We start from the raw sequence: 15733 nt of genomic DNA on the forward strand, positions 1-15733 counted from the left end.
CGTGCATAGCTCTTGCATAGCCATACGCAGTGACCCGCAGCGGAGGCTCCCATGAAGATGCTTCGTCGACCCGAACAGGGCTTCACCCTTCTCGAACTCCTGGTGGTGCTGGTGGTGCTTGGCTTGTTGGCCGGCATTGTGGCACCGAAGTATTTCAACCAGCTGGGCAAGTCGGAAACCAAGGTGGCCCGGGCGCAGATCGAGGGGCTGGTGAAGGCCCTGGATATCTACCGCCTGGAGGTGGGCCGCTACCCCAGCACCGAGCAGGGCCTGACGGCACTGGTGAGCGCCCCGTCCGACGAGCCGCGCTGGGGCGGTCCCTACCTGCAGAAGGAAGTGCCGCAGGACCCCTGGGGCCGCGCCTATGTCTATCGCGCTCCCGGTGAGAACGGCGATTTCGACCTGCTCACCCTGGGCAAGGACGGCCAGCCTGGCGGCGACGGCGAGAACGCCGAAGTCACCAGCTGGCAGTGACCGCCATGCGCTTCCAGGTGAAGGCGGTACGCGCCCAGGCCGGGGTAGTCGCCCTGGTGGTGGAGGCGGCAAGCCAGGACGACGCCCGTCGCCAGGCCGAAGCCCAGGGATTGCGGGTGCTGGCCCTGCAGGCCGAACGCGGCTGGTCGCTGCAGAACTGGCGGCGCCGTGAGGCGTTTCCGCTGCTGCTGTTCAGCCAGGAACTGACCACGTTGTTGAACGCCGGCCTGTCGCTGATCGATGCGCTGGAGAGCCTGGCGGAGAAGGAAGCCGACCTGCAGGCGCGCAAGGTGCTGGGGGCCCTGGTGCGGCTGCTCTATGAGGGCAAGTCGCTGTCCCAGGCCCTGGCGCAGTTCCCCTCGGTATTTCCTGCGCTCTACGTCGCGCTGGTGCAGTCCAGCGAGAAGACCGGCGCGGTCGGTGACGCCCTCGGCCGCTACGTGGCCTATCGCACGCGGATGGATGAGGTGCGCCAGAAGATCATCAGTGCCTCGGTCTACCCGGTGCTGTTGTTCATGGTCGGCTGCGGTGTGTTGCTGTTCCTGGTGGGCTATGTGGTGCCGCGCTTCAGCCTGGTGTTCGAAGGTCTGGGCTCGAACCTGCCCTGGCTGTCCCGGGTCCTGCTGCACAGCGGCCTGTTCCTGCACTCGCATCAGGCGGAGGTGTTCGGCGGCGCCGCGCTGGTCCTGGTGGCCCTTGTGCTGTTGTTGCGCCAGGAGAGCGTGCGCCGCGCCCTTGGCCGGCAGATAGAGCGACTACCGGCGATCCGAGAGCGCATCCAGGTCTATGAGTTGGCGCGTTTCTATCGCTCCCTGGGCATCCTGCTGCAGGGCGGGATCCCCATCCTCACCGCCATCGAGATGGTGCGCGGCTTGCTCGGCGCCGCCTCGCGCCCGAGGCTGGACCAGGCCGCCGCGCGCATTCGCGAAGGGCAGTCGTTGTCACGCGCGCTGGAAGAGCATGGGCTGTCGACGCCGGTATCGCTGCGCATGCTCAGGGCCGGTGAACAGTCCGGCAACCTCGGGGAGATGATGGAGCGCACGGCCGATTTCCATGACGAGGAAACCGGCCGCTGGATCGAATGGTTCGTGCGTCTGTTCGAACCGCTGTTGATGACCTTCATCGGGCTGATCATCGGGGTGATCGTGATCCTGATGTACATCCCGATCTTCGAGCTGGCATCCAGCATCCAGTGATCCGCGCGTGCTGGTAGGGGCGAATTCATTCACCAAAGGCCGCGCAGCGACCCCGTCGCGGTCCGTTCGACCAGGCAGGCTTCGGTCCAGCACCGATGGTGGATAAAAGGGCGTTTTCCTCCGCACGTTCCCTGCGGTTGGCTCGTCCGCAACCGGCACGCACCTCGTCCACCAAGCGGAGTCCAGCCAGAAAAAACAAAGCGCAGGACCAAGCCTGCGCTTCTTCTTGAACCGGCGACGTCAGGTGCCTTTCTTGACCTGCTTCACGGGTTCTTCGGAGCCTGCCGCGGGACGGCGGCGATCGGAAAGTACCCAGGCGCCGTCATACAGCTTCAGCGGGAAATTCACTTCGCCGCCACGACGACGTTCCATCTGGGACGACGGTTCGCTCGGGGACTCGCGCAGGGCGCCGGTAGGCAGGCCATGCAGCACCACGTTGCCCAACTCATGCAGGGGGAAAGGCTTGAGCAGGATGATGTCGATCTTGCGCTCGATGGCGCGGTTGCACACTTCGATGCTGGGATGTGCGGTCATCAGCACCGCTTCGCAGCTGTGCAGGGTGCGGATGGCATCGAAGACATCGAAACCGGTCATGTCCGGCAAGCGATAATCGAGCACCAGCAAGTCGGGCTTGAAGTTCACCACGACTTCCAGAGCGATGGCACCGTTGGCGGCGGTGCGCACTTCGCAACCGAGCATTTCCAGGTAGGTCTGGAAGTTCCCGGCGAGGATTTCTTCATCGTCGACTATCAATACTTTCTTCGACACTGCGGCTGCTCCCCTGTCAGGAGATCGGACGGCGGCCAGGCTGACCGCTACTTGCATCCTTGCACGTTCCGAGCCAAGGCTGCATCGACCCGACTGGGTCGATGATTTCTAGAGTCTAGATCGGCGCGGAAGTTTCACCAGACATTGATCCCCCGACCTTGGTCGGGGGAAACCCCTGAATCGGGGAGGATTTCAATGTTGCTGCCGGTCGGGCCGTTCCAGGCCCAGCTTGTCGATACGGTAACGCAGCATGTCGCGGGTCAGGCCGAGCATGCGGGCGGACTTGGAGATGTTCCAGTCGGTCTTGCCCAGCACCTTCACCACCAGGTCACGCTCGGCGTCGGACAGGCTCATGTTCTCGTCTTCCAGCCCCAGCGGACTGCTGGCCATCTGCGGCATCGCCGCTTCGGTGACGCCGGCGCCCGCCAGCAGGCCACGGCAGATGGTGAGCTGGTCCGGGCCAATGAGGTTGCCCGGCGCCAGCAGCACGGTCTGCTCCAGCATGTTGCGCAGTTCGCGCACGTTTCCCGGCCAGCTGTAGCCCTTGAGCACGGACTTGGCTTCTGCGCTGAAACGCAGCCCCGGCTTGCCATAGCGTTTGCCATGCTGGGCGACGAAATGTTCGGCCAAGGTCAGGACGTCGTCGCCACGGGCGCGCAGTGGCGGCACCTTGATGGTGATGATGCGCAGGCGGAAGAACAGGTCGCGGCGGAACTTGCCCTCCTGGACCATCTGTTCGAGGTTGCAGTTGGTGGCGCTGATGATGCGCAGGTTGACCTTGCGCTCGCGCACCGAACCCAGGCGACGAATGGTGCGGTCCTCCAGCAACTTGAGCAGCTTGGCCTGGAGCAGCAGGTCGATCTCGCCCACCTCATCAAGGAACAGGGTGCCGCCGTCAGCAGCTTCAACCAGGCCCACGCGACGGTCCTTGGCGTCGGTGAAGGCGCCCTTCTCGTGGCCGAAGAGTTCGGCTTCCAGCAGGTGAGAGGGAATCGAGGCGCAGTTGAACTCGACGAAAGGGCCCTTGCTGCGCGCGCCGTCGAAGTGCAGCGCGCGAGCCACCAGCTCCTTGCCGGTACCCGTCTCACCCTCGACCAGTACCACTGGCAGGTCTTCCCCGGCCATGCGCTCTTCGGCACCGAGCACCTGGCGCACCATGTCCTTCATGGTGCGCATGGGTTCGGAATCGCCAATCAGTCCGGTGAGCCCGGAGTCCTGGGCTTCACGTTGCTGGTAAAAGGACAATCGCTGTTCCTGTCGCCGCGCTTCCAGCACCTTGTCCACCACCAGCTTGAGCTCGGCGAGCGCCACCGGCTTGGTCAGGTAGTCGCTGGCGCCAGCCTTCATGGCCTCTACCGCGCCCTGCACATTGCCGTGGCCGGTGATCATGATGACCTTGAGCTGTTCGTCCATCGCGCGGGCACGGCTGATCAGGTCGCAACCGCTCATGCCGGGCAGGCAGTAGTCGGTGAGGACCAGGTCCGGATGCTGCGCCTCGATGATCGGCAGCGCTTCTTCGGCCGAGCTGCAGACCATGACGTCGAACTGACGCCGTTGCAGGTAGGTGCAGAAGTTGTCGGCCAGGATTTCGTCGTCTTCGACAATCAGAATGCTGTTGCCCATTTTTGTTATCCCCCTGCCGTGGCCCTGAAGGTCAGGTGCACGTTGGTGCCGGCGTTCTCCCGGCTATCGATGCTGACTGCTCCACCAAAGCGCTCGACGATCTTGCGCACCAGCACCAGGCCGACGCCCAGACCGCCACGCTTGGTGGTGTGGAAAGGTTTGAAGGCCATCTCCAGCATGGCCGGCGACATGCCGCTGCCGGTATCGCTGACGGTCAGGGTCAGCAGATGGCGACGCGCATCGGGTTCCAGGCAGATGGCCAGGCGACCGCCGCGCGGCATGGCCTCGATGGCATTGGAAAGGACACTGCCGAGCAGTTGTTGCAGGAGTACCGGATGGCTGACCACCTTGGGGGCCTGCCGGGTTTGCCAGTCGACCTCGATGCCGGCGTGGCGAATCTGTGGCTCGTAGGCGGCGAGGGTTTCCTCCAGGGCGTTGGTGAGGTCCACCGGCTCCTGGTCGCCGGCCAGCGGGCGGGCTGACAGCAGCAGCTCGCGCACCCACTTCGACATGCGATCCACCTGGGTAATGATGTCGCCCAGGTTCTTGTGCAGCGGCCCCGGATCCACCTCCAGCGCCAGCTCGGCGCTGGAGCGGATGGATGCCAGCGGATTGCGCAGGCTGTGGGCAACCGCTGTGGACATCTCGCCGAGCAGGGCCAGTGTTTCGTTCTCCACCAGTTGCCGCTGCTGGTCGTCCACCAGGCGCGAGGCGTGGCGCACGAACCAGAACAGGCTGAGGTAGATCACCGCTCCGCCCACTGCCGTGGCGATCCACAGCAGCACAAGCCCGCGGTTCATGCGGGCGATCAGATCCACCGGTTCCTTGTAGATCTCAATGATCGAGAGCACCTCGCCCCGGCTGTCCAGCAGCGGGATGAAGCTTTCCAGGTAGAGGCTGTGCGGCACACGCATGAAATAGTCTTCCGCCGGGCAGGCATCGGGGCCGTGATGCTCGGTGGTCACTGTGTTGCCGCTGCTGACCGCCTCACTGAGCTTGGCGCGCTCCAGAGAATGCCCACCCACCAGCTTCGGATTGGTCGACCAGATCACCACGCCGTCGGGCGCATAGACGTTGGCCAGCAGCACATCGGGCAGGCGCACGATGTGGTCGAAGAACTCTTCGTGGGACTTGATCAGTTGTTCGTGGGAGACGCCAAGGCGCGCGCCATCGACGCGCTTGTCGAGGAACTCGCCCAGGGTCAGGCCGGGGGAGAAGTTGCCGTGGATGACTTCGACATCGGCGATGGACTTGATGAACTGGGCACTGAGCATGGCATCGCGGTCGATGCTCTCGCGCATGAGGAAGCGGGTCGCCGCCGAGCCGAGCAGGATGGCCACCGCGAGGATGATCACCAGGCTCACCAGGGAGAACCAGCGGAACAGATTGAAGGGCTTGGTCACCAGCGCCATCTTCATCGAAACCTCCCCTAGTGTGACCGTCGGATCGCTCGCAAGGCGGGCGTGAAAAGGTGCCTCCGGCCGGGCCGGCAACTCCTGCGCCGACTGCGGGTAGTTATAGCGCAGGCCCCATGATTCGCGGCCGTACCGTTCAGCGGTCGCCGAACGGTACGGCCGGAAATTCCCCATTTCGCCACCCACTTTTCCCCCACTTCTGGGGTGCCAATCCCCAGCTCCGGCGAAAGCTCCCGACGACTCTTTTCAAGATGTTTCAGACGTCGCCCCCATGCCAGAGCGGCCGAACCGCTCTGGCATGGGGTTTGCGCCCTTTCCTGGTCAACGACGGGCCCCCGGCCTATCGGAGCCTGACAAACGGCGAAGTTCATCGACTGGAAGGGCAACACCATGCACAACGCACTGCCGAAACTCGCGCTCCCACTATTGCTCGGACTCACGGTCGTCCCGACCAAGGCCGGTCTCTATGCGGTCGACCAGACAGCCACTACCGAGGCCAACGGGTTCTTCGCGGCCTGGTATCAGGACACCCATGGCCGCGCCCTCGATCTCTGTCTATCCAAGGCACAGAGCACCCGCGTCCCCGGCTCCTTCATGTGCAACCTGCTGCCCAACCCGGGTGTATTCGACGAAACCCAGCCGGTCGCCTTTCCCGACAACTTCCCGGACGAGGCGTTCTGGTTCACCGGCGATGCCGTCATCACCGATGCGGCCACCGGCATCGACCTGATCTATGTCTCCGCACTGGAAGCGGCTTTCGGGGGTGGTCTGCCTGCAGCGGGCGACCAGATCAGCTTCGCGCGAATCCGTATCCGGGTGACCGTACCGGTGGCTGGCACCTACACCGTCACTCACCCCTACGGCGTGGAAGTGTTCGATGTGGATGCCCCCGGGACGCGCGCCATCAACCTGACCCGCGACATCGGCATCAGCACGCCCGGCGACTTCAGCGGGGCCTTGAAAGGTGACGTCGGGCCCTTCCTGCGCTCGGTGAACGGACCCTATGTGGAGGTCAACCCGGTCACCAGCCTGCCCGAGTCCTTCATCGGCGACCCGAACGTGCTGGAAGAAGTCACTGGCAGCCCCTTCGGGACCAATTTCGTGCGTATAGAAGGCCCCAACGGCTTGCGCGCGGAAACGCGGCAGTTCGCCATTTCCGGCAAGTTGTCCCAGGTGCCGTTGCCGACGCCCCTGATCGTCGAACGCGCGACCTATTCCACTGGCGGTACCGACGGCACCGCCCAGCAGGACTTCTTCACCCTGGCCCCACCCGCCCCGGCCACCGTGCGCTACACCGATACCGCCGGTGCCAGCGGCGCCATGCTGGGCAGCGCCACCGGTGCCTGGTACGGCCAGTCCGCAGCGACCCCGACGGCCAATGGAAGCGTGTCGTTCATCGCCGACAACAGCGTGGCCATCCCCGGCAGCACGGCCGCTACCAAGACCGCGCCGCTGGTGGACCTGGTAACCATCAGCCGCGCTGAGTACAGCCTGGGCACCGGCCGCCTGACGGTGGACGCCAGCTCCAGCGACCAGGCCGACCAGCCGGTGCTCACAGTGGAGGGACTTGGCCCGCTGGTAGCCGGACACCTGGATCTCCCGGCCGGCGTCATTCCACCGGCGAGCGTCCATGTGAGCTCGGCCAATGGCGGTTCCGATACCGAAGAAGTCCTGATTCTCCCCTGAGAACAACACTCACCCGCCCCAGGCGAGTGAACGGAGGCAGTCATGTTCAAATGGCCAGGAATACTCACCCTGTTGCTGGGTGTGCTTATCGGCGCCCCGGTTGCCGAGGCGCAACTGGCTGCGGTGGACCCCGGTCCGTACACCGCTGCCAGCGGCTACTTCCCACGCTGGTATCAGGACACCCAGGGCACGCCGCTGGAGCTTTGCCTGTCCAAGACCCTCAGCACGCGGGCTCCGGGTAATTTCATGTGCACCCTGCTGCCGAACCCAGGCATCTTCGACGAGACCAAACCCGTGGCCTTCCCCGGCAACTTCCCGGATGAAAGCTTCTGGATGCTCGCCGAAACCAGCATCGACGATCCCGGCAACGGACTGCAGCTGGATGTCTATGTGGCCGGCATCGAGGCGGCCTTCGCCGGCGGCGTGCCGCGGCAGGGCGACCAGCAGAGCTTCGCGCGCATCCGCATTCGCGCCACGGTGCCGGTGGCCGGCACTTATACCGTCACCCATCCCTATGGCGTGGACACCTTCAACGTTACCGCGCCCGGGCGTCGCGCCATCAACATGACCCGCGACATTGGCATCGGCGCCCCCGGCAACTTCAGCGGTGCCCTGGCAGGGAACATCGGCCCTTTCCTGACACGAGCCGGAGGCCCCATCCAGGAAACCAACCCGGAGTCCGGTGAACTGGAAACCTTCATCGGCGACCCCAACCTGACCGAAGCGGTAACCGGCAGTCCCTTCGGAACCAACTTCGTGCGCATCGACGGCCCCAATGGCCTTTCCATCCAGACCGACCTGTTCAATCTGTCCGGCAAGCTCTTCACCGGTGGCGTCGCAAGCGAGGTCGGCGTCGACCGCGCCACGTACAGCCGCGACGCCCAGCGCACCTGGATATCGGTGTTCGCCAACTCCAGCGCCAGCGCAACGCTGTGCTTCCGCGAAAGCGTCGACCTGGTGGGTGACCCACCGTCGCCTTGCCAGTTCGAGATGACCGGCGATGGCAGCGGGCTGTTCTTCGGCCAGGACCTGGCCCCGGCCAACCTGCCGCCCTTCGTGCTGATCACCGCAACAGACACCAACGCCTCGGCCACCACCCTGACCCAGCCACTGACCGATATCGTCAAGATCAGCCAGGCGCGCTATTCCTGGCCGAACAAGACGCTGACGGTAGAGGCGCGCTCCAGTGACGAAGTGGAAATTCCGTCCATGGCCGCTGAAGGCTTCGGCCGCCTGCTGCCGGTCAGCGGTGTGATCCAGCGCCTGGTAGCCGTCGGCATTGAGCAGCCCCCGGCGAAGGTCACGGTGAAATCGGCCGCTGGCGGCAGCGACACGGAGTTCGTGGTCATCGAAGGCAGCCCCGTTACCCAACCGGCCAATCAGCCACCCGTGGCCTACCCGGACAGCGGCAGCACGACCGCCGACGTGACGGTGACCCTGGCCCTGACCGCCAACGACAGCGACCCGGACGGCAATCTGCCGCTGTCCATCGCCAGCCTTGGCAGCGTCACCTTCGGCACCCTGGTACAGAGCGGCACCGGTGCGGTGATCTACACCCCGCCGCCCCAGGTCGCGAACACCCAGACAGAGACTTTCACCTATCAGGTCCGTGACAACCTGGGCGCCCTGTCCGCCCCCGCCCTGGTGACCATCACCGTCCGACCGAACCTGCCGCCGGTGGTCGCCAACGACACTGCGACCACCAGCGCCGGCGCACCGGTGACGATCAATGTGCTGGCCAATGACGCAGACCCGGAAGCCAACCCGATGACGGTGGTGAACCTCACCCAGCCGCCGACAGGACTCGGTACGACCAACACCAACGGCACCACGGTGACCTATGCCCCGCCGGCTAGCGTGACCACCGCCTTTACCACCACTTTCAATTACCAGGCGCGGGACTCGATCGGCGCCACCTCGTCGGCAGCAACGGTAACCGTGACGGTGAACCCGGCCGTGGCGGCCGACAGCCTGGCGATCACTCAGGCGCAAGTGAAGGCGGGCTCCAACAACCGCTACTCCTGGGATATCCAGGGCACCACCTCGCGGCCGCAGAACAACCAGATCCGCATCGAGGTCACCAGTACCCAAGGCACCGCTCTGCTGGGCACCGCCACGCCGGCGGCGAACGGCCGCTGGAAGCTGTCGGTGAATAACTCCTCCGCTATCGTCCCCAGCGCCAGCCCCGGGGTCACCGTGCGCTCCACCTTCGGAGGCGTGCGCACCGGCAACATCACCGTACGCTGATCGCTCAGCGCCAGTTCCCCCCAGTCGCGTCGGGCGGCTGGGGGGATTTTTTTGTTTGGCATTGGCCCAACGCTCAGCAAGCCGACGTTCAATCTCACAAGCCCATTAGGGTGGATAGCGCTTCTCCATCCACCAGCGGCGCCATGCCCGCCCCGAATGGTGGACCGGTGAAACGTGGCCCCCCTAAGACATGGCCCCCCTGCCGCCCCAATTCAAGGCAAAACCGCCCACACGGTCAGATTCATCCCCAGAGTTGTGCACCTGGTCAGCTTCCAGCAGTCGGGAAATCACCGCGAACCTCGTACAACCGCTTGAAAAACCTCGCCTTCACCCGATAATCGCGCGCCCGGTCGTTTGCCCAGAGCATCCTGGCGCTCTTTTTGCTGCCCGGCAGACCTGACCAATCAGACAAGTTCTACGCAGATAGACACAGCTTAAAACCACTGGAGCCAATACCCGATGAACCGCGTCTTTTCCTCCCTGATGCTCGCTGGTGGCCTGCTGGCGGCCGGCAACGCCCTGGCCGACGGCCCCCTGCTGTGGCAGGACAACAGCCTGACCTACCTCTACGGCAAGGATTTCGAGATCAACCCTGAAATCCAGCAGACCTTCACCTTCGAGCACGCCAGCGGCTGGACCTTCGGTGACCTGTTCATCTTCGTCGACCAGATCAACTACAACGGTGAGGAAGACGCCAACGCCGGCAAGAACACCTACTATGGCGAAATTTCCCCGCGCCTGTCCTTCGGCAAGATCTTCGACCAGAAGCTGGAATTGGGCCCCATCAGCGGCGTGCTGCTGGCCGCGACCTACGAGCGTGGCGAGAACCGCAACCAGAACTACCTGCTCGGCCCGGGCTTCGACCTCAAGGTCCCCGGCTTCGACTACTTCCAGCTGAACTTCTACTACCGCAAGCCCGACGGCATCACCAACAGCCCGTCCGGCCAGTGGCAGGTCACCCCGGTGTGGTCCTACACCATTCCGGTGGGCAATTCGGACATCCTGATCGACGGGTTCATGGATTGGGTATGGAACAACAAGGACGCCACTTCCGACCGTCCGAATGACCTGCACGCCAACCTGCACTTCAACCCGCAGATCAAGTACGACCTGGGCAAGGCCATGGGCTGGAGCGCGGTGAAGCACTTCTACGTCGGCATCGAGTACGACTACTGGAAGAACAAGTACGCCATCGACGACAACAGCTTCCTCGGCGACGAGATCCTCGGCGGCACCGACCAGAACACCTTCAGCCTGCTGGCCAAGGTGCATTTCTGATGCCTGTGGGGCCCGGCACAATGTCGGGCCCCTCTGTCTTGCACCATGGAAAAGGCGGGTAGAGAATGCGCGACAGTCTCAGCCTGCAGTCAGAAAAGGAACCTTCCGATGGCCAGCGACAGCGCCCAAGCCACTTCGCACACCCGGGGTGAGAAACTGGTTTCCAGCGCCTGGATCGCCATCGCGATTGCCGCCCCCATCGGCTGCATCCTCGCCAGCGAGCCCTTCGACTTCTCCTCCGGCCTCGCCGCACTCTCCCTGATAGCCCTCTGCGCCATCTTCGCCTGCTGGCCGAAGCTTTTCTTCGCCCCCATCAACTACCGCAATCTCTGCGACGAAGTGCCCCGCAACAGCTCGATTGCCATGGCCGTATTCGTCGGCCTCACGGTGCTGCGCGGCTTCGTCGAACTGGTGGCCTGAAGCCTGATTTGTGGGGGCGAATTCATTCGCCAAGGGTGGCGTAGCTACCCCATTCAGCCTCGTAGGGCAGACCTTCGGCCTGCCTGGCGAATGAGTTCGCCCCTACAAGCCATTCGCCGCCAATGAAAAAGCCCCGCACTTGGCGGGGCTTTTTCATTTCTCGACCTATCAGGCCGCGACAGGCTCCAGGGACTCGCGACGGCTGCGCACGAACTGCGGCAGCATCGAGCCCACGAACATGCCAAGGGCACTGAACAGCAGGCCAGCCAGTTGCGGCGGCCAGAAGTCGGTTTCGGCGTAGGTGGCTTCCAGGAAGATCCAGGAGATCAGGCCCGCGGCGATTGCCAGCAGGGCGCCCTGGGTGGTGGCGCGTTTCCAGAAAAGACCTGCGAACAGCGGCACCACGGCGGCGACCAGGGTCACCTTGTAGGCGTTGCCCACCATCTCGTAGATGCTCGCATCCGAGTACAGGGCGAACAGCGAGGTCGCAATGGTCATTGCGATCACGCTCAGACGCATGGCCAGCAGGAACTGACGGTCGTTCATGTCCGGAATGAAGCGCTTGAGCACGTTCTCGGTGAAGGTCACCGACGGTGCCAGCAGGGTGCCGGAGGCAGTGGACATGATGGCCGAGAGCAACGCGCCGAAGAACATGATCTGGGCGAACAGCGGAGTGCGCTCCATGATCAGGTGCGGCAGGATCATCTGCGAGTCTTCGGCCAGCCACTTCTGCACCATGGCCGGGTCGATCAGCGATGCAGCGTAGGTCAGGAAGATCGGCAGCATGCAGAAGGAGAGGTAGAACACGGCGCCGGTCATGGAGGCACGGGCGGCGATGTTCTCAGTCTTGGCCGACATTACGCGGGCGTACACGTCCTGCTGCGGGATGGAGCCGAACATCATGGTCACCGCCGCGCCGATGAAGGCGACGATGTCCCGTGGCTCGAAGCCGTGCATGAAGGTGAACTTGCCTTCGCTGGCGGCATGGCTGATCACCACGTCGGCGCCACCGGCCATGTCACCGATCAGCCAGGTCAGGTACACCAGGCCGACGACGATGATGATCATCTGCATGAAGTCGGTCAGGGCAACGGACCACATACCGCCGAACAGGGTGTAGAGCAGCACGATACCGGTGCCGATCAGCATGCCCTGGGTAGTGGTAATGGAGCCGTCGGACAGCACGTTGAACACCAGGCCCAGTGCGGTGAGCTGTGCAGCCACCCAGCCCAGGTAGGAACCGATGATTACCAGGCTGGTGATCAGCTCGACGTTCGGACCGAAGCGCTTCCTGAAGAAGTCACCGATGGTCAGCAGGTTCATGCGGTAGAGGGGACGGGCGAACACCAGGCCTACCAGCATCAGGCAACCGAAAGAGCCGAAGGGGTCTTCGATGATCCCGGCGAATCCTTCCTCGATGAAGCTTGCGGGAATGCCCAGCACGGCTTCCGAGCCGAACCAGGTGGCGAACACCATCGCCGCAACCAGGGGGAAGGACATGCTCCGGCCGCCGGCCGCGAAGTCCTTGGAGTTTTTGACGCGGGTGGCGGCGTAGAAACCGACACCGACGGTGACCAGCAGGTATACCGCAACAAACCAGATAAGCATTTGTTCTTGTTCCAGAGGCACGCCCGTCGGGGCCGGAAACCTGGGAGACAGGAGTCTCGACTGACGGAGTTTTTGTTATTGACGGCGAAGCCCGGCACGGAGTGAACCGGGCGGATACCACGGAAGCGAAGTCTGCCAAAGACGTAAAATATGTCAAACAAATACAGCAGCAATGAGCAAAAAAATCGACAGAACGCCTCTGACCAAAAATACAGAGATCACCTCAAGCGCATGATTTAGCGCTATTTTCCGCGTCATCTCGTGACCTGTTAGTTTCTTATTTTTTACAGGGCCTGTTGATTAAGAACGACACCAAACTACCGTTCATCGCCAGTGGGAAGGCATCTGCTAGCATCCAGGCGTCATCGTCATGGAGCCTTCGTGCATGTACGCGCTGAACCCGCAACAGACCGAGTCTTACCTGCGCCATCTGGACATCCCCGCTGCGAAGCAGCCCGACCTTGCCAGCCTCGACCGGCTCATCGCTGCTCATCAGCGCCGGGTGGCCTTCGAGAACGTCGACGTACTGCTCGACCGCCCCATCCGTATCGACGCCGACGCGGTGTTCGCCAAGGTGGTGGAGCGCCAACGCGGTGGCTACTGCTACGAGCTGAACAATCTCTTCGCGCGCCTGCTGCTCGCCCTCGGCTACCAGATCGAACTGCTGGGCGGCCGGGTGCGCTGGGGCCTGCCGCTGGACGCACCGCAGACCATGCTTTCCCACCTGATGCTGCGCGTCCTGCTTCCGGAAGGCCCCTACCTGGCGGATGTCGGCTTCGGCTCCGCCACCCCCTGGCGCGCCGTGCCCCTGGCAGGTGAAATGCCTGGCGACCTCCCCTATCGCCTGCGCCCCCAGAACGACGGAACCGGCGAAGTGCAGCTGGAAAACTTCCGCGCGGAAACCGGCTGGGCGGCCTGCTATCGCTTCGGCGCGGAGGTAAACGCCTGGGTCGATTGCATCCCGCGCAACTGGTACACCTCCACCCACCCCAATAGCGTGTTCCGGCAGATGCTGATGACCGCCCGCAGCGAAGGCGAGTGGCGCCTGACCCTGGCCAACGGCACCTTCAACAAGCGCCATCGCGATGGCCGGGTGGAAAGCCGTAAGATCGAAGACGCAGCGGAACTGGTTGAAGTGCTGAGAAACGACTTTCTGCTGAGCCTGACGGAAGACGAGATCGAGCCGTTACACCAGCGCCTTGCCGGCCTGCTCAAGGGCTGACGCCTGGGCTCGAATGGTGGACCGGTGACGCGTGGTCCACCCTACAGGTAGCCCCACCGGCGAAAGAGGACATCCCCATGTCCACCACCGACCACCTTCGGGCGTTGCACGACCAGGGTTTCACCCTCCTTCCTGGCATACTCGATGGCCCCGCCATCGCCACCCTGCGCGCACTGATGGACCGACTCCAGCCCATCCACTGGGACTACATCGGCCTGGTGGATGACCACTTCAAATGCGTGTTCAACCGGGGCCCGGAGTGGCTGCCATATCTCGACCTGCCCGGAGTGATCGAATTGGCCGAAGCGGCACTCGGCGGAGACTGCCACCTGGTCGGCATGACCGCCTGGCGAAGCCACCCCGGCTTTATCGGCGGCGAACTGCACGTGGACCATCTGGCCATGGAACTGCCGGAAAGCCTGCTGGCTGACCCGGCCTTCTCGCTGCCGGTGCAGATATGCACAGCGCACCTCTACCTCGACGATATCGACGCCGACCTCTGCCCCACTCTGGTGATTCCTGGCAGCCATCGCGCCGGACGCAAGCCCTGCACAGGAGAAACCAGCTGGCGCGGCAAATCGGCCGAAGCCGTGCTGTGCAGGGCCGGCGATGTGCTGGTGTTTCGCAGCGAGCTCTGGCACGCCGGCAGTCGCAATCGCACAGCCGACCGCACTCGCTACCTGCTGCAGGTGCATTACGGACGACGCATGGTGGCGCAGAAGTTCTCGCCCTACCTCGCCTTCCGCTTCAACCCGGACGTGCTGGCCGCCTGCTCTCCGCGTCAGCGCCGCCTGATGGGCGATCACGAAGCCGCTGAATACGACTGACGCCGAAAAACCGAGCAAGCGCTTCCAGCCCATCTCCCGCGGGCCACAGCGGCATTTATCCCAAAGATATCCACAGAGCGACCCACAGTTTTTGTGCGCATTACCTGACCTGCAGCAGGGGGCATGCCTAGCGTTATGGGAGCTAGTTCACTCGCGAGTTTCAGAGCCATCGCAACCCGCAGCCCAGGCAGCTCAAGACACCTGAGCAAAATCCAACCACCACGCTGAAAGCCGCGCACTTCAATGCCTGTAGCCATCCACCCCAAAGCTATCCACAGCTTACCCCACAGATTCCGTGAGTATCTGCGGCAGGCCTTCAGGCGGATAGGGTTGCACCCCGCATGCACATGAAACGAGCAACCAGTGCCAACCCTCCAGGCACGGGCCTTGCGGCAATCCATCCAGAAGATATCCACAGCTCGCTCCACAGAAAATGTGGGCACGCCCGCACGGGCCTGATCTTTACTTCAACGCAAGACCTCACGCAGGAAGCACGCCATGCGCACCACCGGCCTTGCCGCCCTGTTGATTCCCCTGCTGCTCCTGACGGGCTGTGCCGACTTCGGTACACGCGACCCGTTGCAGGTCGACCTGGCAGGTATGGAGCCCATTCCCGGCGAGGGGTTGGAAGTGCGCTTCAACCTCAAGCTCCGCGTGCAGAACCCCAACGAGGGCGCCATCCATTACAACGGCGTGGCCCTGGAACTGGACTTGAACGACCTGCCCATGGCCAGCGGGGTCAGCAGCAAGGGCGGGACGGTGGCGGGATTTGGCGAGACGCTGATCGAAGTTCCGGTGACCATCTCGGCCTTTTCGGTCCTGCGGCAGGCCTGGACGCTCAGCGGCACCCATCCGTTCCAGAACGTGCCCTACGCCCTGCGCGGCAAACTGGGCGGCGGCTTCTGGGGAACCCGGCGCTTCACCGACGCCGGCGTTCTGAGTATTCCCGAACCCATCGACACGCCCTGA

13 protein-coding genes are annotated in these 15733 nt (G+C 63.6%); 9 read left to right on the forward strand and 4 right to left on the reverse strand.

What is annotated here, in order from left to right:
* Positions 1-51 precede the first annotated feature (51 nt).
* Both gspG and SA496_RS22495 read left to right on the forward strand, forming a co-directional pair.
* Entirely contained in the window at positions 52-474 is a 423-nt protein-coding gene (gspG, locus tag SA496_RS22490) for a type II secretion system major pseudopilin GspG (RefSeq protein WP_120654430.1), read from the forward strand.
* 5 nt (positions 475-479) lie between these two features.
* Complete coding sequence (locus SA496_RS22495) at positions 480-1670, forward strand: type II secretion system F family protein (protein WP_120654429.1); 1191 nt, start codon at positions 480-482, stop codon at positions 1668-1670.
* A 240-nt stretch (positions 1671-1910) separates the two neighbouring features.
* On the opposite strand, the gene SA496_RS22500 is transcribed toward SA496_RS22495, so the two are convergent.
* The 3 genes from SA496_RS22500 to SA496_RS22510 all read right to left on the reverse strand — a co-directional run bounded on the left by SA496_RS22500 (position 1911) and on the right by SA496_RS22510 (position 5479).
* Positions 1911-2438, reverse strand: coding sequence for a response regulator (locus tag SA496_RS22500; protein WP_120654428.1), 528 nt, complete (start codon positions 2436-2438; stop codon positions 1911-1913).
* A 192-nt stretch (positions 2439-2630) separates the two neighbouring features.
* Positions 2631-4061, reverse strand: coding sequence for a sigma-54-dependent transcriptional regulator (locus SA496_RS22505; RefSeq protein ID WP_120654427.1), 1431 nt, complete (start codon positions 4059-4061; stop codon positions 2631-2633).
* A gap of 5 nt (positions 4062-4066) precedes the next feature.
* Positions 4067-5479 (reverse strand): sensor histidine kinase, encoded by a 1413-nt coding sequence (locus SA496_RS22510; RefSeq protein ID WP_120654426.1) that lies wholly within the window; start codon positions 5477-5479, stop codon positions 4067-4069.
* Between the two features lie 387 nt (positions 5480-5866).
* On the opposite strand from SA496_RS22510, the gene SA496_RS22515 reads away from it, so the two are divergent.
* From SA496_RS22515 to SA496_RS22530, 4 genes are all read left to right on the forward strand, one after another.
* Positions 5867-7162, forward strand: coding sequence for a hypothetical protein (locus SA496_RS22515; RefSeq protein ID WP_153920594.1), 1296 nt, complete (start codon positions 5867-5869; stop codon positions 7160-7162).
* A 42-nt stretch (positions 7163-7204) separates the two neighbouring features.
* Positions 7205-9409, forward strand: a complete 2205-nt coding sequence (locus tag SA496_RS22520) for an Ig-like domain-containing protein (RefSeq protein ID WP_280358071.1) — start codon at positions 7205-7207, stop codon at positions 9407-9409.
* 459 nt (positions 9410-9868) lie between these two features.
* Entirely contained in the window at positions 9869-10687 is an 819-nt protein-coding gene (locus SA496_RS22525; protein WP_330114497.1) for an outer membrane protein OmpK, read from the forward strand.
* Positions 10688-10795: 108 nt separating this feature from the next.
* Positions 10796-11107 (forward strand): hypothetical protein, encoded by a 312-nt coding sequence (locus SA496_RS22530; RefSeq protein WP_120654422.1) that lies wholly within the window; start codon positions 10796-10798, stop codon positions 11105-11107.
* 168 nt (positions 11108-11275) lie between these two features.
* On the opposite strand, the gene SA496_RS22535 is transcribed toward SA496_RS22530, so the two are convergent.
* Positions 11276-12715 (reverse strand): sodium:solute symporter family protein, encoded by a 1440-nt coding sequence (locus SA496_RS22535; RefSeq protein WP_120654421.1) that lies wholly within the window; start codon positions 12713-12715, stop codon positions 11276-11278.
* Between the two features lie 385 nt (positions 12716-13100).
* On the opposite strand from SA496_RS22535, the gene SA496_RS22540 reads away from it, so the two are divergent.
* The 3 genes from SA496_RS22540 to SA496_RS22550 all read left to right on the forward strand — a co-directional run bounded on the left by SA496_RS22540 (position 13101) and on the right by SA496_RS22550 (position 15733).
* Positions 13101-13937, forward strand: a complete 837-nt coding sequence (locus SA496_RS22540; RefSeq protein WP_153920598.1) for an arylamine N-acetyltransferase family protein — start codon at positions 13101-13103, stop codon at positions 13935-13937.
* Positions 13938-14014: 77 nt separating this feature from the next.
* Positions 14015-14764: a phytanoyl-CoA dioxygenase family protein gene (locus SA496_RS22545; RefSeq protein WP_153920600.1), complete on the forward strand. Its 750-nt coding sequence runs from the start codon at positions 14015-14017 to the stop codon at positions 14762-14764.
* Between the two features lie 498 nt (positions 14765-15262).
* A complete protein-coding gene (locus SA496_RS22550; protein WP_153920602.1) occupies positions 15263-15733 on the forward strand; it encodes an LEA type 2 family protein in 471 nt (156 codons plus the stop codon).

This window comes from Pseudomonas sp. JS3066 (genome assembly GCF_036328175.1).
Taxonomy (GTDB): Bacteria; Pseudomonadota; Gammaproteobacteria; order Pseudomonadales; family Pseudomonadaceae; genus Metapseudomonas.

Bases quoted from the DNA above. Each gene is read 5' to 3' on its own strand.
- SA496_RS22530 (WP_120654422.1), top strand. From the start codon at position 10,796: ATGGCCAGCGACAGCGCCCAAGCCACTTCGCACACCCGGGGTGAGAAA.
- SA496_RS22545 (WP_153920600.1), top strand. From the start codon at position 14,015: ATGTCCACCACCGACCACCTTCGGGCGTTGCACGACCAGGGTTTCACC.
- SA496_RS22495 (WP_120654429.1), top strand. From the start codon at position 480: ATGCGCTTCCAGGTGAAGGCGGTACGCGCCCAGGCCGGGGTAGTCGCC.
- SA496_RS22510 (WP_120654426.1), bottom strand. From the start codon at position 5,479: ATGAAGATGGCGCTGGTGACCAAGCCCTTCAATCTGTTCCGCTGGTTC.
- SA496_RS22535 (WP_120654421.1), bottom strand. From the start codon at position 12,715: ATGCTTATCTGGTTTGTTGCGGTATACCTGCTGGTCACCGTCGGTGTC.
- SA496_RS22540 (WP_153920598.1), top strand. From the start codon at position 13,101: ATGTACGCGCTGAACCCGCAACAGACCGAGTCTTACCTGCGCCATCTG.
- SA496_RS22515 (WP_153920594.1), top strand. From the start codon at position 5,867: ATGCACAACGCACTGCCGAAACTCGCGCTCCCACTATTGCTCGGACTC.
- SA496_RS22520 (WP_280358071.1), top strand. From the start codon at position 7,205: ATGTTCAAATGGCCAGGAATACTCACCCTGTTGCTGGGTGTGCTTATC.
- SA496_RS22550 (WP_153920602.1), top strand. From the start codon at position 15,263: ATGCGCACCACCGGCCTTGCCGCCCTGTTGATTCCCCTGCTGCTCCTG.
- SA496_RS22525 (WP_330114497.1), top strand. From the start codon at position 9,869: ATGAACCGCGTCTTTTCCTCCCTGATGCTCGCTGGTGGCCTGCTGGCG.
- gspG (WP_120654430.1), top strand. From the start codon at position 52: ATGAAGATGCTTCGTCGACCCGAACAGGGCTTCACCCTTCTCGAACTC.
- SA496_RS22505 (WP_120654427.1), bottom strand. From the start codon at position 4,061: ATGGGCAACAGCATTCTGATTGTCGAAGACGACGAAATCCTGGCCGAC.